A 21,293-nucleotide genomic window follows, 5' to 3' on the forward strand; every position below is an offset into this window, starting at 1 on the left:
GCGTCAGACGATCCCCGATGCCTTGAGCACCGCCCGCGCCTCGGCTTCGTCGATCTGGAGCCGCAGCCGTTCCAGTACCTCGAGGCCCTCCAGCAGCGTCCCGCCGGCCCGGGAGCGGCGTACACCGGTGTCCAGTTCGTGCCACAGCAGCGGGTTGGCGAGGAGGACCCGGGGGTCCAGTTCCAGGCGGCGGCCGTCCGTGTCGCGCAGGGTCAGGTGCGCGGAGACATCGCCGTACTGCCGAACGGTCACCAGGGCGTCCGTGCGCACCGCCTGACGCCGGACCAGGCCGCGCACCGCGAGCCAGCCGGGGCCGGCCGTCACGCGCTGCGGGAGCAGGATCGTGAAGAGCAGGGAGGTCATGACGAGCCACAGCATGGCGCGGGGTGGTGTGAGGGTGTGCGCGTCCCAGTCGACCGCCAGGGTCATGCCGAGGAAGGTCAGGGCACAGCCGGTGGCGAACCGTGCGCTGTCGTGCCATTGGCGGTCACCGGTCGGGGCCGGGCGTGCGCTGCTTCCGTCCACAATGCCGACGGTAGGGGGAATCGGCGTTCGAGCGAACGCCGCTGACGGTGCTCTGACGCCTAACGGTTCATCGTTGACGCGATCCTGATGTGCGAGGCCGGGCGGGCCGCTGGGCACGTGTCAGCCGGTGTGCACGCGGGGCCTGCGATCCCGGTCCGGTTCGGCCTCGCGCAGCACTTCGCGGGTGACCGGGGCGACCTCGCCCTGGCCGAAGAGGAAGAAGCGGAGGAAGTTGGCGAAGGGGCTGCCCTCGGTCCACTCGAAGTAGATGTGCGGGATGCGGCCGGTCGTGTCGCGGACGTGCAGCAGCAGTGCGGCCAGGGCGTTGGGGATGGAGGAGGACTCCAGGGTCAGGACGCGGTAGCGGTTGTGCATGACCTGGCCGCGCACGATCAGGCCCGCCTCGAACTCGGACGGGTCGGTGACCGTGACCTCGACGAAGACGAAGTCCTCCTGCTCGGAGAGGTCGTTGTCGACGCGGATCTGCTCGACCTTTTCGCGGTACTCCGCCTTGTCCCGGTTGTCGGGCTCATTGGCGATGAAACGGATCTTGCGGCTGGCGATGTCGCGGATGAATCGTTCCGCCATGTCGTCGAGGTTCACGCTGGTGACGCGCAGCTCGAAGGCGCGCAGAAGCCGCGAGAGCAGGGAGATCAGGATGATGCCGGCGATGAAGCAGGCGCCGATCTTCACACCGTCGGGGCGCTCGATGACGTTCACGACGGTCGTGTACAGGAACACGACCGAGATGACCGCGAAGCCGATGAACCAGTTGCGCTGACCGGCCTTGCGGGCCGCGATGGTCACGGCGATGGCGGCGGAGCTGATGAGCACCAGCACGCCGGTGGCGTACGCGCCGCCCTGGGCGTCGACGTCCGCGTCGAAGATCCAGGTGACCAGGAAGGCGACCAGGGTGAAGACGATGACCATCGGGCGCACCGCGCGCGCCCAGTGCGGTGCCATGCCGTAGCGCGGCAGATAGCGGGGCATCAGATTGAGCAGTCCGGCCATCGCGGAGGCGCCGGCGAACCACAGGATGGCGATGGTCGAGACGTCGTACACCGTGCCGAAGGCGTTGCCGAGGTACTCGTGCGCGAGATAGGCGAGGGCACGGCCGTTGGCCTCTCCGCCCGGCTCGAACTCCTTCTCCGGGATCAGCAGGGTGGTGATGAAGCTCGTCGTGATCAGGAAGCAGCTCATGATCACGGCGGCGGTGGTGAGCAGCTTCTTGGTGTCCCGGATCCGCCCCTTGGGGCTTTCTTCGGTCTCGCCCGGGTCGCCCTTGACGTGCGGCATCACGGCGACGCCCGTCTCGAAGCCGGACAGGCCCAGCGCGAGCTTGGGGAAGACGATCAGGGCCACGCCGATCATGACGAAGACGTTGCCGTGCTCGGCGGTGAGGGCGTTCGTCCAGTCGGTGACGACATGTCCCTCGGTGACGACGTGATACAGCCCGGCGACCACGACGACGGCGTTGAGCGCGAGATAGCCGGCGACCAGGGCGACCGCGACTCCGATCGCCTCCAGGAAGCCCTTGAGGAAGACCGCGCCCAGGAGGGCCACGAGGACCAGCGTGATCAGCATCTGCTTGTCGTGCAGGGCGCTTTCCAGGTGCGGGTTCTCGATCAGGTGGGTCGAGGCGTCGGCCGCCGACAGGGTGATGGTGATCAGGAAGTCGGTGGCCGCGAAACCCAGCAGGGTCAGGACGAACAGCTTGCCCTTCCAGAAGGTCAGCAGCCGTTCCAGCATCGCGATCGAGCCCTGGCCGTGCGGGCTCTCCTCGGCCACCCGTCGGTAGACGGGCAGAGCGCCGGCCAGGGTGACGATCACCAGCACGATGGTCGCCACGGGGGAGAGCAGACCGGCCGCGAGGGCGGCGATGCCCGGCTGGTAGCCGAGGGTCGAGAAGTAGTCGACGCCGGTCAGACACATGACCCGGTACCAGGGCTGACCCTCGTCCGCGGGCTGCTCCTCGGGGTGCGCGGCCTTGGCCCCGTGACCCTTGCCCATGTCGGACAGCCCCTCCAGCATCCAGGCGCGCAAGCGACTGGGCGGAGGGTGTTCGGTCGTGGCCATCGGCGTGCTCCTGTGTGCGGGCGGCAGGCGATTCCGGCCATCACGCGGACGGCGGCACCAGCGTAAGCAGAGAGTTACGTCCGGGCCCACGGATCACAGGGGTGGAGGCGTCAAGCTTCCGTTAAGACTGGCCGGGTCGGCGTTGGCCGCGCATCAACAATCGAGTTCGGGGGCTGCGCGGGCGGCCTTTGGGCTGTATGGGTGGCGCCTGGGGTTCCTTCCGGGGTGGATACACAGCGTCATCGTGCGTGTGCTCGTCTCCAGGGCCGATTCGGCCACGGCCACCGCTCAGGTGCCTTCCTCCGTCAAGTCCCTGGCGTCCAGCCGCCGCCAGGCGTTGCGGCGACGTACGGCCGCCAGTTCCGACTCCAGCGGGGACGGCGGCACCGCCAGGACCGGGCAGGCGGCATGGGCGAGGCAGTATCGGGTCACCGAACGGTGGCTCACGCGGTGCCAGGGGTCGCGGCGGCCGGTGCCGACGACCAGGATGTCCTCCTCCCGGTCGGCGACCTCCACCAGCGCCGCCCCCGGCGTGCCGTGGGCGACCACCGCGTACATCCACACGCCCGGGCCGGTGTCGCCGAACACATCGTCCAGGATCCCCAGCAGCCGTTCCCGTGCCAGTCGCCGCCACTCTTCGGCGGGCAGGCTCGTGGCCGGACCCCGCCGGGAGGCGAGGTCCCCGCCCGGTGGCTGCCACGCGAGCACCGGCCACAACTCGGCGCCGCGCCGCCTCGCCTCGTCGGCGGCCCGGGACAGAGCGGTGACACTGCCCAGGGAGCCGCTCACGCCCACCACCACGCGGGGGCTCGCGGGGCGGTCGTCGTCACCAGACATGACTTCACCGTTCTATGCGTTTCGGCACTGTGCGTTTGGTTCGGTCGTACGTGATGCGCGCGTCGCACGGACGCTCCGTTCCCGGACGCATCGCGCACGGATGCTTCGCGCCCGCTCCTCGCGCACGCCCGTCGGTGCATCACGCGCCATCAGACGCCCGCCGCGGCCCCGCGGCCAGCCCCGGCCGCCGTTCATGACGCACCTCTGACGGCGCTTCCGCAGGGGCCGCCGGCCGGGGCGTCAGCATCCCGTCAATGTCCGGCCGGTCTTCGTCAGCATCGTGTTACGAGCGGTCCGGAACCCGGGGGCACCGGGCATAGCGTCACTGCCACGCCCCGGTCCGCCTCCCCGCGGCCGGGGCATCGAGCAACCCACCCGATCCCCGCGGATCGCCCTGATTCCGCCTCGGATCAAACCCGGGCCCGACTCGGACCCACCCGGAGGAACCCATGGCAGACATCCAGTACGACGAAGACCCGGAGCCCTCTGAACGGTTCCCGGCCGGCCTCCTGTACGTTCCGGTCCGGCCGGGACAGGCCGCGTGCGCGGCCCGCCTCTTCCGTACGCCCCTCGGCGACCGTACGGCCGTGGGGTTCACCTCGCGGCCGAGACTGACCGCGACCCTCGGCGCCGACCAGCGCTGGATCCGGCTCGCCGAGCCCGCCCTGCGGTCCCTGATCGCCCCGCTCGGCGTCACCACCGTGACGGTGGACCCTCAGTTCTGCGCCCCGGCGCCGACCCCGACCTCGGGCCCCGCACCTGCCCCCATGCCGTCGAACTCCGCGCCGCACCGAGCGCCCGGGGAGCCGCACCAGGGCCCCCGATTCCGTGACGGAGCCTGGGATCCCCAGGCCGTCGGAGCGCTGCGCGTGACCGGCGCCGCGGCGCTCGTCTCCGCGCTTGCCCTGTGGATCGGCTGAGGGGGAGCACAGGATGACCACCGTTCACGAACCCGCGGTGACCACCGTGGCCGACGCCCTCTCCGTGTGGCCGGCCTCGACCGTCGAGTCCCGCGAGGGCGACATCACCGTCGGCGGAGTGCCGCTCGCCGAGGTCGCCGACCGTTTCGGCACGCCCGTGTACGTCATCGACGAGGGCGAGGTACGAGAGCGCTGCCGCACCTACAAGCACGCTTTTCCCGAGGCCGAAGTCCTGTACGCGGCCAAGGCGTTCCTGTGCCGGGCGATGGTCCACTGGATGGCCGAGGAGGACCTGGGACTGGACGTCTGCTCGGCCGGTGAGCTGGAGCTCGCGGTCACCACCGGCTTCCCGGCGGAGCGGATCGTGCTGCACGGCAACGCCAAGTCCCCGCGGGACCTGGAGCTGGCGCTGCGCCTGGGGGTCGGCCGGATCGTCATCGACAGCCCCTCCGAGATCGCCCGGCTGGCCGCGGCGGTCGGACCCGACGGTCACCAGAAGGTGATGGTCCGTGTCGTGCCCGGTATCAGCGCCGGCGGACACGACAAGATCCGTACCGGCACCGAGGACCAGAAGTTCGGACTGTCCATCCGGGACGGCTACGCCCAGCACGCCATCGCCCGGATACTCGACCAGCCGCAGCTCGAACTGACCGGGCTGCACTGCCACTTGGGCTCCCAGATCACCAGCGTCAAGCCCTATCTGGCCGCCGTACGCCGGATGGTCGGCCTGATGGCCCGGCTGTACGAGCAGCACGGCCTGGTCCTGCGCGAACTCGACCTGGGCGGCGGACACGGCATCGCCTACCGGCCGGGCGAACCCGCCCTGGACCTCACCACGCTGGCCCGCAGGGTACGCACCGAGCTCGCCGAGGCATGCACGGCGGCCGGGCTCACCGTGCCTCGCCTGCTCATCGAGCCGGGACGGGCCATCGCGGGCCCGGCGGGTGTCGCGCTCTACCACGTCCTCTCCGTGAAGCGGACCGGCGCGCACACCTACGTCGCCGTGGACGGCGGCATGAGCGACAACCCCCGGCCCGCGCTCTACGGGGTGCGCTACGCGCCCCGGCTGGTGGGCCGGCACAGCACCGCCACCCCGGCCCCGGTGACCGTGGTGGGCCGCCACTGCGAGGCCGGTGACATCCTCGCCGCCGACGTCGAACTCCCCGACGACATCCGTCCCGGAGACCTGCTCGCCGTCCCGGCGGCCGGCGCCTACCACCTGTCCATGGCGTCCGGCTACAACATGGTGGGCCGCCCGCCGGTCGTCGCGGTGCGCGACGGCCACGCCCGGCTCCTGATCCGCCGCGAGTCCCTGGAGGACTTCCGCAGTCGGGACGTGGGCCTGTAGCAGCAGCGTCACCCGATCAGCCTCCGGACGAGGGATGCCCGTCCGGAGGCTGATCGCGTACCGGCCCTTCACCGTGCGACTCGCCCTGGTCGCGCGCAGCACGCGCGGTCTTTGCAGGGTCTCGTAAAGTTCGTTGCTCATTACGAATGTTTCGTCGTGTCGGTGGCGAACAGACCCCCAACGCCCGTCCTCCCTTCAGGGCTTGCCAGTTGGCCGCAGATTGACCGCGCACAAGGGGTTGCCACCCTTCGGCGGCTGTCTCTAGGGTGCGGCAGCAACGCAGCTTTCTGGATCTACTTCGAAACTTTCGATCCAGGCGATCCGGAGGACGGCCACGGACGAGCCGTCCCGTACCCAAGGAGCGCAAGATGGGCGACCCGGGACTGTCCCGCCGCGGATTCCTGGCGGCCTCCGCCGCGGCCGGTGTGGGCGTGACGGCACTGAGCGGATGCGGCGGCGATTCGGACGGAGGGTCGTCGGACGGCACGACCACCATCGAGTGGTGGAACATCTCCACCACCGAGCCGACCAAGGGCGTCTGGGCCGCGCTGGCCAAGAAGTTCGAGGACCAGAACCCCAAGGTCAAGGTGAAGATCGTCCAGTTGGAGAACGACGCCTACAAATCGAAGATGACCGCGCTGACCGCCTCCGGGAAGCTGCCCGACATCTTCCACACCTGGGGCGGCGGCGTCCTGAGGCAGCAGGTGGACGCCGGGCTCGTCGAGGACCTGACGGACCGGACCAAGGACTTCGCCGACGGACTGCTGCCGGTCGCGAAGGAGCCGTATGTCCTCGACGAGAAGGTGTACGGCATCCCGTTCGACATAGGCATGATCGGCTTCTGGTACAACAAGGCGCGATTCAAGGACGCCGGTGTCACCGAGCCGCCGACCACCTGGAGCGGCTTCCTCGACGCCGTGCGGATGTTGAAGGCCAAGGGCACCACCCCGCTCGCCCTTGCGGGCAAGGAGAAGTGGCCCGGCATGTACTACTGGGCCTACCTCGCGATGCGCACCGCCGGTGCCGCCGCGCTCCAGAAGGCGTACGACGACAAGGACTTCACCGGCGACGCCTTCGTCCAGGCCGGTCAGCACCTCCAGGAGCTGGTCGACCTCCAGCCCTTCCAGAAGGGCTTCCTCGGCGCCGCCTACTCCAGCCCGACCGGCCAGGCCGCGACCGTCGGCAACGGCAAGGCGGCGATGGAACTGATGGGCCAGTGGGCCCCGGTCGTCCAGGCCGACGCCGGCAAGGGCCTCGGAGACGACCTCGGCTTCTTCCCGTTCCCGGCGGTCGACGGCGGCAAGGGCACGATCACCGAGGTGTTCGGCGGGGGCGGCGGACACGCGCTGCGCAGCGGGGCGCCGCAGGAGGCCGTCGACTTCCTGGAGTTCTTCGCCTCCGAGGCCACGGACGTGGAACTGGTCAAGAAGACCGGCGTCATCCCGGTGGTCCCGGCCGCCGAGAGCGCCCTCACCGACCCCAACATCAAGGCCGTACAGGAACAGTTGAAGGCCGCAACCGGCTTCCAGCTCTACCTGGACCAGGCCTACGCGCCCGCTGTCGGACAGGAGGTCAACGACAGCGTCGGCGCGCTGATCGCCGGCTCCAAGTCCCCGCAGCAGGTGGCCGAGTCGATCACGAAGACCGCGAAGGAAGAGCAGTAGCCGGCGATGACCTCCACCTTCCTGCCGGACGAGCGGACCGGCCCCGGCGTCGAACTCCCGCCCCCGTCCGCCGACTCGGCCCGGGGGCGGGCCCGGCGTCGGGCGCTGCACTGGCTCACCGCGGTCGGCTTCCAGGTGCCCGCGCTGGTGCTGTTCCTCCTCCTCGTGCTGCTGCCGATGCTGTTCGCCCTGTACGCGGCCTTCTTCCGCTGGGGCGGCTTCGGCATGCCGTCCGACTTCATCGGCGGTGACAACTTCACCCGGCTCTTCCAGGACCCCGTCTTCCTCGGCGACCTGTGGCGCTGTCTGCTCCTGGTCGTGCTGTCCCTGGCCGTCCAGCTGCCGTTCGCGCTCGCCATGGCCGTACTGCTCAACCAGCGGCTGCGCGGCCGGGCCTTCTATCGGATGCTGTTCTTCGGACCGTACGTCCTGTCCGAGGCGATCACCGGCGTGCTGTTCGCCATGATCTTCGCCCCCGACGACGGCCTCGCCGATCAGATCCTCGGCGGCATCGGCCTCGACGGGCTCGGCGGGGAGTGGTTCGCCGACCCGTCCACCGTGATGGCCACCCTGTTCCTGGTCATGACGTGGAAGTACTTCGGCTTCCACATGATGCTCTACCTGGCCGGACTCCAGTCCGTTCCACGGGAGTTGACCGAGGCCGCGCTGATCGACGGCGCGAACGCGTGGCAGCGCTTCCGCGGTGTGACCCTGCCGCTGCTCGCGCCCACCCTCCGGATCAGCGTGTTCCTGTCCGTGATCGGGTCGATCCAGCTCTTCGACCTGGTCTGGGTGACCACCGCGGGCGGCCCCGACCACCACTCCGAGACGATGGCCGTGACCATGTTCCAGTACGGCTTCAAGCGCTACCAGGTCGGCTACGCCGGCGCGATCAGCGTGGTCATGTTCGGCATCAGCCTCGTCTTCGCCCTCGCCTACCAGCGGTTCGTGCTCCGCCGCGACCTCGAAGGAGCCGCCACGACGATGCGGGGAGGCGCCAAGTGACGGCCAGGACCGGCAGGAAGAGCCTGCCGCTGCATGTGATTCTCGTGGTGGTCGGCGCGGTGATGGTCGCCCCGCTGCTCTACGCCGTGCTGTCCGGCTTCAAGTCCACCGACGAGCTCTCCCGCAACCCGGTCGGACTGCCGGAGTCCTGGGTGACGGGGAACTACACGAGCATCCTCGGCTCGGGGGACTTCTGGCGGCTGATGGGAAACAGCACGCTGATCGCGGTGGGTACGACCGTGCTCGTCGTCGCCGTGTCCGCGCTCTCCGCGTTCTCCTTTGCGCGCTTCGCCTTCCGGGGGCGGGAGACGCTGTTCACCCTGTTCACGATGGGCCTGATGTTCCCGTTCGCGGTGGCGGCGCTGCCCCTGTTCCTGCTGCTGCGCTCGATGGGCCTGCTGGACAACCCGCTCGGTGTGATCCTCCCGCAGGCCGCCTTCGGACTGCCGATGACCATCATCATCCTGCGGGGCTTCTTCCGGGAGATCCCGGGCGAGTTGGAGGAGGCCGCGACGCTCGACGGGTGCAGCTCCTTCGGGTTCTTCTGGCGGGTGCTGCTGCCGATGGCGCGGCCCGCGCTGGGCACCGTCTCGGTGCTCGCCGTCGTCACCAGCTGGAACAACTTCTTCCTGCCCCTGCTGGTGTTCACCGACTCCACCTGGTGGACCATCCCCATCGGTGTCCAGCAGTTCCAGGGCCAGTACTCCGCGGACTATGCCCGCGTCTTCGCCTACCTGGTCCTGGCCATGGTCCCCGCGCTCGCCTTCTACTCGGTCGCCGAGCGCCAGCTCGTCGGCGGCCTCACCGCCGGCGCCACCAAGGGATGACGCGCGCGGGCGGACGTACGACTGCCCACACATCCGCGACGTGAGGAGTCGCACCATGCGCAAGAACCGTCTCAGACTGGCCGGAGCGGTCGCCGCCGCCCTGGTCGCGTTCACCGTCCCGGCCGCCGAGGCCCACGACAGCCGGCCCACCCTCGCCGAGCTCGCCCAGCGCCACGGCCGCTACTTCGGCAGCGCGACCGACAACCCCGAACTGGTCGACGAGCCGTACAAGGCGCTCCTCGGCAGCGAGTTCGACCAGATCACTCCCGGCAACGGCATGAAGTGGTACGCCACCGAACCCCAGCAGGGCGTGTTCGACTTCTCCGCGGGCGACGAGATCGTCGACCTCGCCCGAGCCCACCACCAGAAGATCCGCGGCCACACGCTCGTCTGGCACAGTCAGTTGCCCGGCTGGCTCACCGGCCGCGAGTGGACCGCGGCCGAGCTGCGGGCCGTACTGAAGAAGCACATCCAGACCGAGGTGCGGCACTACCGGGGCCGGATCCACGCCTGGGACGTCGTCAACGAGGCGTTCAACGAGGACGGCACGTACCGCGAGACGATCTTCTACAAGACGCTCGGCCCCGGCTACATAGCCGACGCCCTGCGCTGGGCCCACCAGGCCGATCCGCGCGCCAAGCTCTACCTCAACGATTACAACGTCGAGGGGACCGGCCCGAAGAGCGACGCCTACTACGCGCTGGCCAAGGAGCTGAAGGCCGAGGGTGTCCCGCTGCACGGCTTCGGTCTCCAGACCCATCTCGCGCTCCAGTACGGCTATCCGACCTCGCTGGAGGACAACCTCCGCCGCTTCGCCCGCCTCGGCCTGGACACCGCGCTCACCGAGGTCGACGTACGGATGCAACTGCCCGCGACCGCCGAGAAGCTGGCGCGGCAGGCCGACTGGTACCGGGACATGACCGAGGCGTGTCTGGCGGTGCGCCGGTGTGTGGGGATCACGGTCTGGGACTACACGGACCGGTACAGCTGGATACCGGCGTTCTTCCCGGGGGAGGGCGCCGCGCTGCCCTGGGACGAGGAGCTGCGGCCCAAGCCGGCTTACTTCGCGCTGCGGGAGGCGCTCGGGTAGGCCACCGTCGGCCGCGTGTCCCGGGCGGCGGTACGAGGGTCGCCCGGGACACACGGCGCGCTACGGTGCGTGAGGGACCCCGGACACACGTCGGGGCCGGCTCGCAGTGAGAGTCTGCGACCGGCCCCTGGGAGTACTCCGGGCGTCCGTCGTGCCGCCCGGTGGTGCGGGGTCTCCGGCGTGGTCTGCCGGGAGGTGCTACGCGGCGGTCATCACCTTGCCGGCGCCCAGTGGACGGTGCGGGGCGATGATCTGGCCGTCGGGCAGGAGCTCACCGGTGTCCTCGAAGAGCAGAACGCCGTTGCACAGCAGGCTCCATCCCTGCTCCGGGTGGTGCGCCATGAGACGGGCGGATTCCCGGTCGGCGGATTCGGCTGTCGGGCACGGCGGCTGGTGCTGGCACATGGATGGGATCTTTCGCTCTGTCGTGATCTGTGAGATGGCTGTCTTGTCTGTCTCGCGGCGTGAAGCCTCGTTCATGGCCGCTCCCCCGTTGTGATAAGTCGGTCGGAACCCAGTGTTGCCCCACGAGCGTCGATCCGCAGGGATTTCGCAGCACCGCTTTCTCACAGGTTGATGACGCATCACCCACGCGGACGGTTCATCCCAACTCCACTGTCACTTCGGGTGGTTCGCAGTGGCCGGATGGGGCTAGTCCGTGTGGGCCAGGGGTTCCGCGGGGCTCGTTCGAGCGTATTGTCGCTCGCGCGAGCGAAACATTCCTCGCGGGCACGCCTTTTCGCGCTCAGGCGAGTACTTTCTCGCTCGTACGAGTGCATTGTTGCTCGCGCGAGGGATTCACGGCTCGTACGAGTGTTTTACGGCTCCTGTGAGTGGTTTACGGCTCGTACGTAAGTGTTTCCTGTTGTCCGGTACGAGCCTAATCCCCTTGCCGAACAGCGTCGTACCCCGCCACCCGGAAATGGGCGGCGGGGTACGAGGGCGCTCGCGCGGGCCGTGCTGTCAGGCGGGGGAGCCGAGCAGCGGGGGCAGCGGCGGAAGCGGGGCCGGGGTCGCCCGATGGGTGAGCACCGGGAGCAGCTCGGCGACGCGGTGCGGCACATGGGCCGCGATGCCGGGCGGGGCCGGGGCCAGCGGCACCAGGATGTCGGCCGGGTCGGGGTGCCCGGTGGCGCCGTCCGCGGTGCAGTCGCCGTGCAGCCAGAGGGCGAGCATGTAGAGGCCCGGGAAGGACAGCAGGCGGGGCTGGCAGGGCTGGGCGATCGTCTCGGCCTGGCGCAGCGCGCGCTCGGTCGAGGCGATGTAGGGACCCTCGAAGAAGTGCGAGAAGGTCCAGCCGTCCGGGGTCAGCCGGGTCTCGGCCGCGGCCACCGCGCGCTCGCCGCACCGGATCAGGAAACGCCACCCGGCCAGCCGCGTCGCGGACACGCCGGCGGGGGTGAACTCGTCCAGGACGTGGACGGGCAGCGGGAGTTCGGGGGTGGCGGGCCCCTGGGCGGCGCGCAGGGAGGGCGTTCGGGCCTCGGTCACCGCGGTCGGGGAGCCGAGCGCGGTGAGGACGGAGCGAAGTGCGGGCGCGGGAGCCGGGGGGACATGCAGGGGCATGGTGGGTCGCCTCTCATTGGACAGGCACAGTGGCGCGAGGGCGGGGCGGGGGCGGACGGCGCTGTCAGCTCACGGAGGTCAGAGAGGCGGGGGCCGGGTCTGGGTGCAAGGGGGATGAGTGAGGCCTGCCGCACGTCACCGGGACGGCAGGTCTGGGACCGCGGGTGCCAACCCTCTGCCTTGATTGTGAAGTTTATACGACGAGTGTTCAGACGATGTTTCGTCTAACCGCTTTCGGTGCACTCGGCAAGGAGTCAATCGGTCGCGGAAATGCGGGAATCATCCCGATTCCCGGCGGGTGCGGTGGCGATGACCTCGTAAAACGTGTCGGGCGCGGACGGCCAATTCTCGTCGGCGTTTTTCACGAGGCCGCTGAGCCGTCCGAAACTGCATACTGCATCATGCCCGCTGAATGTGCCACCGGTCACATCCGACAGAGTAGCGGCCGCCGGCTTCGCACGGGACGTTATCGATCGCTTCGGCTGGGCATCATCCAACCTGACCCGGGAGACCGGGGGGCCGGATCCTCGGCCCGCCCATCCGAGGAGGGAAGCATCGATGGGGGAGAAGGTCGTGGCAGGTCGCTTCGATCTGTCCGATCGGCAGCGCTACCGCGAGAAGCTGCGGCAGTGCCTGACGGGCCTGGAGCGACTGCTGGCGGAGAAGCGGTTCGATCGCCCCAAGAACCTCATGGGGCTGGAGATCGAATTGAATCTCGCCGGCGCCGACGGTATGCCGAAAATGTTGAACGGACAGGTACTGGAGCGGATCGCGAGCCGTGATTTCCAAACAGAACTCGCCATGTTCAATCTGGAAGTCAACATCGCCCCACATCGATTGCAGGGGCGGGTATTCGATCGGCTGGACGAGGAACTCCGGACGTCGTTGGCATATGCCGACCGAAAGGCCGGTGAGGTCGACGCGGGAATCGTGATGATCGGCATTCTGCCGACGCTCGACCGCGACGACCTGGTCTCCTCCAACCTCTCCGACGTGGATCGCTACGTCCTCCTCAACGATCAGATCGTGGCCGCCCGCGGTGAGGAGTTCACGCTGGACATCGACGGCGTGGAGCGCCTGACCTGCACCTCGAAGTCCATCGCCCCCGAGGCCGCCTGCACCTCCGTGCAACTGCACCTCCAGGTCACCCCGGGCCGCTTCGCCGACGTGTGGAACGCGGCCCAGGCGGTCGCCGCGGTGCAGGTCGCCATCGGCGCCAACTCGCCCTTCCTCTTCGGGCGTGAGCTGTGGCGCGAGTCCCGGCCGCCGCTGTTCCAGCAGTCCACCGACACCCGCCCGCCCGAGCTCCAGGCCCAAGGCGTGCGACCGCGCACCTGGTTCGGGGAGCGGTGGGTGACCTCGGCCTACGACCTCTTCGAGGAGAACCTGCGCTACTTCCCGGCCCTGTTGCCGATCTGCGACGACGAGAACCCGCTCGACGTCCTCGACGCCGGTGGCGTACCGAGCCTCGCCGAACTCGTCCTGCACAACGGCACCGTGTACCGCTGGAACCGTCCGGTCTACGGCATCGCCGACGGCGTCCCCCACCTGCGGGTGGAGAACCGCGTGCTGCCCGCCGGGCCCACCATCACGGACGTCATCGCCAACGCGGCCTTCTACTACGGCGTCGTCCGCGCCCTCGCCGAGGAGTCGCGGCCGGTGTGGACCCGGATGCCCTTCGAGGCGGCGGCCGCCAACTTCGACGCGGCGTGCAAGCACGGCATCGACGCCCGGCTGACCTGGCCCCGCCGCGGACGCTACGGCGGCACCACCGAGGTCGACGCGGTGAGCCTCGTACGCGACGAACTGCTGCCGCTGGCCGAGGCCGGACTGGACGCGTGGGGGGTGGAGCCGGCCGACCGGGACCGCTATCTCGGCGTCATCGAGGAGCGCTGCCGCCGGCGTATGAACGGCGCGTCCTGGCAGGCGGCGACCTTCCACCGGGCCCTGGAGTCGGGGCTGTCGCGGGACGCGGCGCTCGCGGCGACGACGCGGCGGTACCGCGAGCTGATGCATCGCGGCGATCCGGTGCACATGTGGCCGGTGGGGTTGCTGGAGCCGGTGCCACTGGGGTGACGCCGGGACGCGGACACCTCGCGTCAGCCCGGCTCGCCCGGTGACGCCGCCCCCACGATCGCCTTCAGGATCACCGACTGGATCTGCGCCGGGTCCGTCACCTCGTGGCCGGAGCCGCCCGTGGCCTCGGCTATCCGGTTCGCCTCTTCGCGGTCGGCGTCGGGGCCGACGGCGATCATGATGAGGGGGACCGGGCGTTCGGGGTCGGTGAGGCGCTGCAAGCGCGCGATGAGGTCGGCGCGGGAGGCGCTGCCGGGGTCCTCGTTCACGCCGTCGGTGAGGACGACCAGCGCGTTGAACCTGCCCTCGGCGTAGGAGCCGGTCGCCGCCCGGTACGCGGCGAGCGTGGTGTCGTACAGGCCGGTGGCGCCGTCCGGGACCGGCGCCAGGTCGTCGAAGGCCGCCGACAGCCGGTCGCGCTGGGTGCCGGTGCCCTTCCGGTCGTCGAGCCGCTCGGTCGGCACCAGGACGCGGTAGTCCTTGTCGCCGTCCAGCTCGGTGGCGAAGTCCCACAGGCCGACCTCGTCCTCGGCCGTGAACGTCTCCAGGGCCCGCGACAGCGACGCCTTCGTCACGTCCATCCGTGACCGCCCGCTGCCCGGTACCGGCTCGGCCATGGAGGCGGAGGCGTCCACGACCGTCGTGATCCGCGCGCTCTGCACGGTGATCGTCCACACGCCGAGCGTCTCCTGGACCGCGACCGCTGAATCCGGGCGCCCGGCGGGCTCCGCGTACGGCTGCGGGGTGCTGCCGCCGGCCCGGGTCACCAGCGTGTCCGGCACCTCGTCGTCCGAGGTGCGAAATCCGTGCCGCTCCAGCAGCCTCAGCTGCCGGGGATCGCGCAGATAGCTCATGAACCGGATCGCCGCCCGGCTCTCGTCGGTGGTCAGCCCGGTCTGGTCGAGCAGGGCGTACGGGTAGTCGAGCCGGGGCGAACCGTCCTTCGGGTAGAAGAAGTCCAGGCTGTCGGCGCCGCCGGCGGCCGAGTTGTACATGTACGCCGTTCGCTCGCTGACCATCAGCGCCTGGTTGCGCCTCGGATTGCCCTGCTCGGTGCCCGAGGAGTCGCGCGGCAGCGTCTCCAGGACCTGGCCGTCACTGTCCGAGACCCGCCGCGACAGCGCCTTCATCATCCCCGCGGCCCGCGTCTTCCCGTCCTCGGTCCGGCCGGCGGCCGTGCTCAGCCGGGAGAGGGCCAGCAGCCCGGTCGCGCTGCGCGCGGGGTCGGCCGCGCCGAGCCGGAGCGAGTCGCCGCGCAGGGCGGCGCCGGCCAGCCCCAGCCAGTCGTACGTCCGCTGTGGCCACCCCAGCGACTTCGCGGCCGTCGGCACCATGGCCACCCCGACCGGCGAGGAGGCGACATGGCCCACCGTGGAGACGTCGGCCGTGCCGCCGTCCACGGTGAGCCGCTGGAGCCACAGTTCCGAGTCGGGCACCCACACCTCGGCACCGGGGTCCTTGTCCGCCAGGAGCGTCTCGGCGACCTCGTACGACTCGCGCGCGGTCACGGTCACGGCGACGCATCGCCCGTCGGAGGTGAGGTCCGCCTCCCGCGCCCGCTGTGCCGCCGTTTCGAGGGCCGGGGCCAGGTCGGGCGAGGCGGCCACGGTCAGCCGTACCGCGTCGTCCTGGCAGGAAGAGCCGAAGGAGAGCAGCCCGCCGCGGATCGCGGCGGCCGTGCCACCGGCCACGGTCAGGACGAGAGCCGTCGCGACGGCCAGCGTGCGGCGGCGCCCACGGCTACGGGGATCGTGGCGACGGGGGCCGCTGCCGCCCGCCCCATACTGATCGGGCAAGCTGTGACGTCCCATGACGGTCGTGCCCCTCCCTGCTGCCTGTTGAACCACGTGCCGGAGTCCGGCCGTATGGCAGGCAGAGGGGCGGCACGCCCCGTACGGCGCCGACCCCCCAACGGCCTGTCGCGCACGGTCTTCGTAACTGCTTTCGAGACCCTAGCGGGGCGACGATGAGGATGAGGCGGGATTACCCAACTGGAGGCTGGAGTGCAGGGCGAGGCAGGGCCCGTGGCCGAATCTTTTCCGCATGAGCGGCCCTCGCGACGGATTCTCCGGGACGAGACGCTGCTCGTTCTGGGGCTTTCGCTCGGTGCGAGCGGTGTGTCCGCCCTGATCAGTTTTGTCGGCTCCGTCACCAAACCGGGTGGCCTGAAGGACCAGGCCGCCACCCTCAACGCCTCGGCCGCGCCGGGGCGTCCATGGCTGGATCTCGCCTGGCAGCTGTTCGGGATCACCACCGCGCTGGTGCCGGTCGCGCTGGTCGCGCACTTCCTCATGCGGGAGGGCGCGAGCCTGCGCACGCTCGGCTTCGACCGGACCCGGCCCTGGCCGGACCTCGGCCGGGGCGCGGCGATCGCGGCGGTGATCGGCAGCACCGGAATCGCCTTCTATCTGGCCGCCCGTGGGCTCGGCTTCAACCTCACGGTGGTGCCCGAGGCGCTGCCCGACGTGTGGTGGAAGTACCCGGTGTTGATCCTCTCGGCGATCCAGAACGCGGTCCTCGAAGAGGTCATCGTCGTCGGCTATCTGCTGCGCCGGCTGGGCCAGTTGGGCTGGACGCCCGGCACCGCGCTGGTGGCCAGTTCCGTACTGCGCGGCTCGTACCACCTCTATCAGGGCATCGGCGGCTTCCTCGGCAACATGGCGATGGGTGTGGTCTTCGTCTACCTGTACCGGCGGTGGGGCCGGGTGGGCCCGCTGGTCGTGGCGCATTCCCTGCTCGACATAGGGGCGTTCGTCGGCTATGCGCTGCTGGCGGGGAAGGTGGACTGGCTGCCAACGGCCTGACGCGGATCTGAGGGGGCGAAGGGGGCGTACGAGACCGTCGTACGCCCCCTTCGGCGTGCTCGGGTGGGAGGCGGGTCAGGCGTTCAACTCGCCCTCGATGACGGTCACGGCGCGGCCGCTCAGCAGGGTGCGGTCGCCGCGCAGCTCGGTGTGGACGCGGCCGGAGCGGCGGGAGGCCTGGAGGCCGGTGAGCTCCGGCCGGCCGAGGCGCTCGGACCAGAAGGGCGCGAGAGCCGTGTGGGCGCTGCCGGTGACCGGGTCCTCGTCGATGCCGACGTTCGGGAAGAAGCAGCGGGAGACGAAGTCGTAGCCGCGGGTGGGGTCCTCGGCGCGGGCGGTGGCGATGATGCCGCGCCGGGAGTAGGCGCCGAGAGCTCTGAGGTCCGGGGTCAGCGCGTGGACCGTCTTCTCGTCGGCGAGTTCGAGGAGCAGGTCGCCGACGTCCGGGCCGGTGTCGAGGGCGACGCGCGGCTCGGCACCCAGTGCCTGCGCGACTCCCTCCGGGACTTCGACGGGCGTGAGCGGGGCCGTCGGGAAGTCGAGTGTGATCGACCCGTCCTCGCGGGGCGCGGCGACGAGCACGCCACTGCGGGTGGCGAACCGCACGGGCCCCTCGTGGGCGCCGGTGCTGTGCAGCACATGGGCCGTGGCGAGCGTGGCGTGCCCGCACAGCGCCACCTCCGTGACCGGCGTGAACCACCGCAGCGCCCAGTCGGCTTCGCCGCCCGGGGGCAGCGGGTGCGCGAACGCCGTCTCGGCGTGATTGACCTCCATGGCCACGTTCCGCAGCCAGTCGTCCTCGGGGAAGCCGTCGAGCAGCAGCACCCCGGCCGGGTTGCCGCCGAAGGGACGGTCGGAGAAGGCATCGACGATTCGAATCCGCATGGCGCCGACGGTAGGGGGTGGGGAGAGGGGGTGGCCAAGGCCAATCCGGGGGTGCTGGACCGAATTCGGAGGGAGAGGGGAGGCGGGGCTTTGGGTGGGTTGCGAGGTGGCCATGGGGAGGGTGGTGCTGGGCCTGCGCTGACTTCGCCTGCAACCGCGCGGGGCGTGTCGCCCGCAGTCGGCGGACCCTTGCCACGTGAACAGTTCCGATATATCGTTGACGCATCGCGACAGATCAACGATGGAATGGAGTGATTGCGATGCGTTCCCATGGATACGAGCGTGGACACGGTGGGCACGGTCACCACGGCCGAGGTGGTTTCGAGGGGCTTCGTGGCGCCTTCGGACCCTTCGGGCCCGGTGGTGGTCCCGGTTTCGGTGGGCCTGGATTCGGCCCCGGCCCTTGGGGGCCAAGGGGTCGAGGCGGGCCCCGAGGGAGGGCGCGGCGCGGAGACGTGCGGGCGTCGATCCTCGCCCTGCTGAAGGACCGCCCCATGCACGGCTACGAGATGATCCAGGAGATCGCCGAGCGCAGCGGCGGGGCGTGGAAGCCCAGCCCCGGCTCGGTGTACCCCACCCTCCAGCTGCTGGAGGACGAGGGCCTGATCGCCAGCGAGACCGAGGGCGGCAAGAAGCTGTTCTCGCTCACCGACTCGGGCCGCGAGGCCGCCGAGGCCGGTCCCGAGGCGCCCTGGGAGGAAGCCTCCCGTGGCGTCGACTGGGAGGCCCTCGGTGAGATCCGGCAGGCCGGCTTCGGTCTGATGGAGGCCTTCGGCCAGGTCTGGAAGACGGGCAGCAAGGACCAGCGCGACAAGGCGCTGGCTGTCATCAACGACGCCCGCAAGAAGCTGTACCTGATCCTCGCCGACGAGGACTGAACGGCACCGGCGGCCTCCCCGCCGTAAGTGAAGGCGCCCCGCGGAGCATTGCGCGGGGCGCCTTCGTGCGTACCGCGTGGCGGATCAGGTGACCAGACCCGCCAGCTTGCGCAGCGACTCGTTCAGCGCCGCCGTCGCCGAATCCTTGAGCTTGCCCGCCATCAGCGACACCGCCGCGCCCGTGAACTCCCCGTCGATGCGTACGACCGTGCCGGCGCCGTCGGCGTCCGGGGTGAGGGTGTAACGCGTGGCCACGGTCACGGCCATCGGGCCCTTGCCGCGGATCGCGAGCACCCGCGCGGGCTCCAGTTCCTCGATGGTCCACTCGACCTCGGCCGGGAACCCCATCAGCTTCATGTTCTCCTGGAAGGTCCCGCCCACTTCGAGAGTGGTGGGGCCGCCGCTCGGGAAGCTGGTGTGGGTGGCGTTCCACTGCCCGTACGCCGACCAGTCCGTCAGCTGTGCCCAGATCTTCTCGGCCGGCGCCTCGATACGTGCCTCCGTGCTGACTTCGGCCATGCGACCACCCCTTCGACTCGGGCTACGGTGTCGCGGAACGTAGCCGTGGGGCCCGGAACATTCAATACTGATGAACCGTCAGAATTTGTGGAGGCGTCGGACACGCAGGCCCATGCGGGAGGCGGACGCCAGGGGTGCCGCAAGGGGCGCGCATCGCAAGGCGACGCGCGCCCCTCGGTTCGTTCGGCCTGATCTCATCCGTAGGGAGGAGATTTCGGCCGCCGGACTCCACTCAGTGTGGGACCCGAAAATGCTTCCCCTCGGCGATGACTCGGCTCGGTGAGGCTGATGGGGTAAGGGATGTGCAACCCCGAATCCCCCGGCAGTCCGACCAGGAACAGGACTGCCGACGCCCGGACGCCCCGGCGGACGATGCCAGGCTCAGTGATGAGCTGGCAGCGGTGGTGACCGGTGCCCGGCGCCGGGCGGTCAGGGACGGGGACCGGCAGATCGACACGGCTCACCTGCTGCACTCGCTGCTGGAGCACGACCCCGATGTCTATGCCGTCTTCGGTGAAGGGCCCCAGATCGCCCGCCTGCTCGGCTACCTCGTGCAGCGCAGCATCGGCTACGGCCTGCGCTGGCAGGGCGCGGTCGAGGACTCCGGCGCGGTGCCCGTGGTGATGCACGGCGAGGGCTTCTCCCCGCTGGCCGCGAGCGCGATGCGGGACGCCTGCCGCCGCGCCGCCCACCGCGGCGACGCCCAGGCCCGCGGCATCGATCTGCTCGCGGCGATCGTGGCGGACCCCCAGGCGCGCGCCGTCGAGGTGCTCGGCCGGGCGGGCGTGGACGCGAACGCTCTGCGCGCGCGTATCGACGGGCGTCGGGACGAGTATGTCGGCGGTGGTGAGACCGGCCGATAGCTACGGCGGCGGGCGAGGACCGGCCGACAGCGACCGCGGCGGGGGGAAGTCGCCCGACAGCAACGGCGGCGAGGAAGAGTCGCCCGACAGCCACGCCCGATAGCCCGGCCTCGCTTTCCACAGCCCCGTCCGGCTGCCTCAGCTCCTCTCCCTCCTCTCCCTCCTCTCCCTCCCTCCCCCGGCGACCTCGCCCGCCCGTCCAAGGATCGAGACAGGTGTCAATGGGGGTGACGCTCCTGTCAACGCCTGTCATCATGTGCCGGTGCGCAAGTCTGAGAGCGGTCAGGTCGGCCGCGGCAAGGGTGTGGGGCTCGGTCTGGCGATCGGGTCCGCGGTCGCCTTCGGGGGTTCCGGTGTGGCGGCCAAGCCGCTGATCGAGGCGGGCCTCGACCCGCTCCACGTGGTGTGGCTGCGCGTGGCCGGCGCCGCGCTAGTGATGCTGCCGCTCGCCGTGCGCCACCGTTCGCTGGTGCGCAGCCGCCCCGCGCTGCTCGCCGGGTTCGGTCTGCTCGGCGTGGCCGGTGTGCAGGCGTTCTACTTCGCCTCGATCTCCCGGATACCGGTCGGGGTGGCGCTGCTCGTCGAGTATCTCGCGCCCGCCCTGGTCCTCGGCTGGGTGCGGTTCGTGCAACGCCGGCCGGTGACCCGCGCCGCCGCCGTCGGCGTGATCCTCGCGGTCGGCGGTCTCGCCTGTGTCGTCGAGGTCTGGTCGGGCCTGAGCTTCGACGCCCTCGGCCTGCTCCTCGCGCTCGGCGCCGCCTGCTGCCAGGTCGGCTACTTCGTCCTGTCCGACCAGGGCAGCGACTCCGGCGACCGGGCTCCGGACCCGCTCGGCGTCATCGCCTACGGCCTGCTGGTCGGCGCCGCCGTCCTGACCGTCGTGGCCCGCCCCTGGCGCATGGACTGGTCGGTCCTCGCGGGCACCGCCCACATGGACGGCACCCCGGTCTCGGCCGCCCTGCTGCTGGCCTGGATCGTGCTGGTCGCCACGGTGATCGCCTACGTCACCGGCGTGGTCTCCGTGCGACGGCTCTCCCCGCAGGTCGCTGGGGTCGTGGCCTGCCTGGAGGCGGTCATCGCGACCGTCCTCGCGTGGTTCCTGCTCGGCGAGCATCTCTCCGCGCCGCAGATCGTGGGCGGTGCGGTCGTGCTGGCAGGGGCGTTCATCGCCCAGTCGTCGGCGCCGGCCAAGACCTCCGTCGAGCCGGTGGCGAGCGGTGGCCCGGAACGCGAGTTGTCCGCCCGCGGGAACGTCGCCTAGGCTGCCGATCATGCCTTCGACGCTCGTTCTTCCGCCTCCGGCCGCCTGAGGCGGGCCCTCCGGTACACCGCCCGGCGTCACGCCGGGCCGAACGGTGCTGCCCGCAGACGAAGTCCATGGACCCGCTCAGCCGGGCTCCTCCCAGAACT

General features: G+C 70.4%; 20 protein-coding genes. 11 read left to right on the forward strand and 9 right to left on the reverse strand.

Features of this window, described 5'->3' with window-relative positions; translation table 11 throughout:
* Positions 1 to 3: 3 nt before the first annotated feature.
* The 3 genes from ACIQWG_RS00075 to ACIQWG_RS00085 form a co-directional block, all read right to left on the reverse strand.
* A complete protein-coding gene (locus ACIQWG_RS00075) occupies positions 4 to 525 on the reverse strand; it encodes a hypothetical protein (RefSeq protein WP_404088475.1) in 522 nt (173 codons plus the stop codon).
* Positions 526 to 645: 120 nt separating this feature from the next.
* Positions 646 to 2,601 carry an amino acid transporter gene (locus ACIQWG_RS00080; RefSeq protein WP_404088478.1) on the reverse strand — a complete coding sequence of 652 codons (1,956 nt, stop codon included), beginning with the start codon at positions 2,599 to 2,601 and terminating at the stop codon, positions 646 to 648.
* Between the two features lie 288 nt (positions 2,602 to 2,889).
* Positions 2,890 to 3,438, reverse strand: coding sequence for a universal stress protein (locus ACIQWG_RS00085; RefSeq protein ID WP_404088481.1), 549 nt, complete (start codon positions 3,436 to 3,438; stop codon positions 2,890 to 2,892).
* A 449-nt stretch (positions 3,439 to 3,887) separates the two neighbouring features.
* On the opposite strand from ACIQWG_RS00085, the gene ACIQWG_RS00090 reads away from it, so the two are divergent.
* From ACIQWG_RS00090 to ACIQWG_RS00115, 6 genes are all read left to right on the forward strand, one after another.
* The gene (locus tag ACIQWG_RS00090; RefSeq protein WP_404088483.1) at positions 3,888 to 4,358 is read left to right on the forward strand and encodes an SAV_915 family protein; all 471 of its coding nucleotides are present in this window, start codon (positions 3,888 to 3,890) and stop codon (positions 4,356 to 4,358) included.
* 13 nt (positions 4,359 to 4,371) lie between these two features.
* Entirely contained in the window at positions 4,372 to 5,706 is a 1,335-nt protein-coding gene (gene lysA, locus ACIQWG_RS00095; RefSeq protein ID WP_404088486.1) for a diaminopimelate decarboxylase, read from the forward strand.
* Positions 5,707 to 6,074: 368 nt separating this feature from the next.
* Entirely contained in the window at positions 6,075 to 7,370 is a 1,296-nt protein-coding gene (locus tag ACIQWG_RS00100) for an extracellular solute-binding protein (protein ID WP_404088489.1), read from the forward strand.
* A 6-nt stretch (positions 7,371 to 7,376) separates the two neighbouring features.
* Positions 7,377 to 8,375, forward strand: a complete 999-nt coding sequence (locus tag ACIQWG_RS00105) for a carbohydrate ABC transporter permease (protein WP_404088491.1) — start codon at positions 7,377 to 7,379, stop codon at positions 8,373 to 8,375.
* Positions 8,372 to 9,202, forward strand: a complete 831-nt coding sequence (locus tag ACIQWG_RS00110; RefSeq protein ID WP_404088495.1) for a carbohydrate ABC transporter permease — start codon at positions 8,372 to 8,374, stop codon at positions 9,200 to 9,202. Before ACIQWG_RS00105 ends, ACIQWG_RS00110 begins: the two co-directional genes overlap by 4 nt.
* A gap of 55 nt (positions 9,203 to 9,257) precedes the next feature.
* Positions 9,258 to 10,292: an endo-1,4-beta-xylanase gene (locus ACIQWG_RS00115; RefSeq protein ID WP_404088498.1), complete on the forward strand. Its 1,035-nt coding sequence runs from the start codon at positions 9,258 to 9,260 to the stop codon at positions 10,290 to 10,292.
* A 198-nt stretch (positions 10,293 to 10,490) separates the two neighbouring features.
* Here ACIQWG_RS00115 and ACIQWG_RS00120 read toward each other — a convergent pair whose 3' ends face one another.
* The 3 genes from ACIQWG_RS00120 to ACIQWG_RS00130 all read right to left on the reverse strand — a co-directional run bounded on the left by ACIQWG_RS00120 (position 10,491) and on the right by ACIQWG_RS00130 (position 12,286).
* Positions 10,491 to 10,697: a DUF5999 family protein gene (locus ACIQWG_RS00120; RefSeq protein WP_404088501.1), complete on the reverse strand. Its 207-nt coding sequence runs from the start codon at positions 10,695 to 10,697 to the stop codon at positions 10,491 to 10,493.
* A gap of 558 nt (positions 10,698 to 11,255) precedes the next feature.
* Entirely contained in the window at positions 11,256 to 11,858 is a 603-nt protein-coding gene (locus ACIQWG_RS00125; protein WP_404088504.1) for a hypothetical protein, read from the reverse strand.
* A 254-nt stretch (positions 11,859 to 12,112) separates the two neighbouring features.
* Positions 12,113 to 12,286: a hypothetical protein gene (locus tag ACIQWG_RS00130; RefSeq protein ID WP_404088507.1), complete on the reverse strand. Its 174-nt coding sequence runs from the start codon at positions 12,284 to 12,286 to the stop codon at positions 12,113 to 12,115.
* A 130-nt stretch (positions 12,287 to 12,416) separates the two neighbouring features.
* Between ACIQWG_RS00130 and ACIQWG_RS00135 the strand changes: the two genes are divergently transcribed.
* A complete protein-coding gene (locus ACIQWG_RS00135) occupies positions 12,417 to 13,934 on the forward strand; it encodes a glutamate-cysteine ligase family protein (protein ID WP_404088510.1) in 1,518 nt (505 codons plus the stop codon).
* 23 nt (positions 13,935 to 13,957) lie between these two features.
* Here the strand turns inward: ACIQWG_RS00135 and ACIQWG_RS00140 are convergent, their stop codons facing one another.
* Positions 13,958 to 15,745, reverse strand: a complete 1,788-nt coding sequence (locus ACIQWG_RS00140) for a substrate-binding and VWA domain-containing protein (protein WP_404088513.1) — start codon at positions 15,743 to 15,745, stop codon at positions 13,958 to 13,960.
* Between the two features lie 192 nt (positions 15,746 to 15,937).
* Between ACIQWG_RS00140 and ACIQWG_RS00145 the strand changes: the two genes are divergently transcribed.
* Positions 15,938 to 16,738 carry a CPBP family intramembrane glutamic endopeptidase gene (locus ACIQWG_RS00145; RefSeq protein ID WP_404088516.1) on the forward strand — a complete coding sequence of 267 codons (801 nt, stop codon included), beginning with the start codon at positions 15,938 to 15,940 and terminating at the stop codon, positions 16,736 to 16,738.
* 75 nt (positions 16,739 to 16,813) lie between these two features.
* Here ACIQWG_RS00145 and ACIQWG_RS00150 read toward each other — a convergent pair whose 3' ends face one another.
* On the reverse strand, positions 16,814 to 17,623 hold the full coding sequence (locus ACIQWG_RS00150; protein WP_404088519.1) for a PhzF family phenazine biosynthesis protein: 810 nt from the start codon (positions 17,621 to 17,623) through the stop codon (positions 16,814 to 16,816).
* Positions 17,624 to 17,883: 260 nt separating this feature from the next.
* Here ACIQWG_RS00150 and ACIQWG_RS00155 point away from each other — a divergent pair, with 260 nt between their 5' ends.
* The gene (locus ACIQWG_RS00155) at positions 17,884 to 18,501 is read left to right on the forward strand and encodes a PadR family transcriptional regulator (RefSeq protein ID WP_404088522.1); all 618 of its coding nucleotides are present in this window, start codon (positions 17,884 to 17,886) and stop codon (positions 18,499 to 18,501) included.
* 84 nt (positions 18,502 to 18,585) lie between these two features.
* On the opposite strand, the gene ACIQWG_RS00160 is transcribed toward ACIQWG_RS00155, so the two are convergent.
* Positions 18,586 to 19,020, reverse strand: coding sequence for an SRPBCC family protein (locus ACIQWG_RS00160; protein WP_404088525.1), 435 nt, complete (start codon positions 19,018 to 19,020; stop codon positions 18,586 to 18,588).
* Positions 19,021 to 19,322: 302 nt separating this feature from the next.
* Between ACIQWG_RS00160 and ACIQWG_RS00165 the strand changes: the two genes are divergently transcribed.
* Entirely contained in the window at positions 19,323 to 19,883 is a 561-nt protein-coding gene (locus tag ACIQWG_RS00165) for a Clp protease N-terminal domain-containing protein (RefSeq protein WP_404088528.1), read from the forward strand.
* Between the two features lie 256 nt (positions 19,884 to 20,139).
* Positions 20,140 to 21,144: an EamA family transporter gene (locus tag ACIQWG_RS00170; protein ID WP_404088530.1), complete on the forward strand. Its 1,005-nt coding sequence runs from the start codon at positions 20,140 to 20,142 to the stop codon at positions 21,142 to 21,144.
* The last annotated feature ends 149 nt before the right edge of the window (positions 21,145 to 21,293 follow it).

This window comes from Streptomyces sp. NPDC098781 (assembly GCF_044759995.1).
Classification (GTDB): domain Bacteria; phylum Actinomycetota; class Actinomycetes; order Streptomycetales; family Streptomycetaceae; genus Streptomyces.

Bases quoted from the DNA above. Each gene is read 5' to 3' on its own strand.
- ACIQWG_RS00150 (WP_404088519.1), bottom strand. From the start codon at position 17,623: ATGCGGATTCGAATCGTCGATGCCTTCTCCGACCGTCCCTTCGGCGGC.
- lysA (WP_404088486.1), top strand. From the start codon at position 4,372: ATGACCACCGTTCACGAACCCGCGGTGACCACCGTGGCCGACGCCCTC.
- ACIQWG_RS00140 (WP_404088513.1), bottom strand. From the start codon at position 15,745: ATGGGACGTCACAGCTTGCCCGATCAGTATGGGGCGGGCGGCAGCGGC.
- ACIQWG_RS00135 (WP_404088510.1), top strand. From the start codon at position 12,417: ATGGGGGAGAAGGTCGTGGCAGGTCGCTTCGATCTGTCCGATCGGCAG.
- ACIQWG_RS00100 (WP_404088489.1), top strand. From the start codon at position 6,075: ATGGGCGACCCGGGACTGTCCCGCCGCGGATTCCTGGCGGCCTCCGCC.
- ACIQWG_RS00090 (WP_404088483.1), top strand. From the start codon at position 3,888: ATGGCAGACATCCAGTACGACGAAGACCCGGAGCCCTCTGAACGGTTC.
- ACIQWG_RS00080 (WP_404088478.1), bottom strand. From the start codon at position 2,601: ATGGCCACGACCGAACACCCTCCGCCCAGTCGCTTGCGCGCCTGGATG.
- ACIQWG_RS00120 (WP_404088501.1), bottom strand. From the start codon at position 10,697: ATGTGCCAGCACCAGCCGCCGTGCCCGACAGCCGAATCCGCCGACCGG.
- ACIQWG_RS00160 (WP_404088525.1), bottom strand. From the start codon at position 19,020: ATGGCCGAAGTCAGCACGGAGGCACGTATCGAGGCGCCGGCCGAGAAG.
- ACIQWG_RS00085 (WP_404088481.1), bottom strand. From the start codon at position 3,438: ATGTCTGGTGACGACGACCGCCCCGCGAGCCCCCGCGTGGTGGTGGGC.
- ACIQWG_RS00155 (WP_404088522.1), top strand. From the start codon at position 17,884: ATGCGTTCCCATGGATACGAGCGTGGACACGGTGGGCACGGTCACCAC.
- ACIQWG_RS00125 (WP_404088504.1), bottom strand. From the start codon at position 11,858: ATGCCCCTGCATGTCCCCCCGGCTCCCGCGCCCGCACTTCGCTCCGTC.
- ACIQWG_RS00105 (WP_404088491.1), top strand. From the start codon at position 7,377: ATGACCTCCACCTTCCTGCCGGACGAGCGGACCGGCCCCGGCGTCGAA.
- ACIQWG_RS00115 (WP_404088498.1), top strand. From the start codon at position 9,258: ATGCGCAAGAACCGTCTCAGACTGGCCGGAGCGGTCGCCGCCGCCCTG.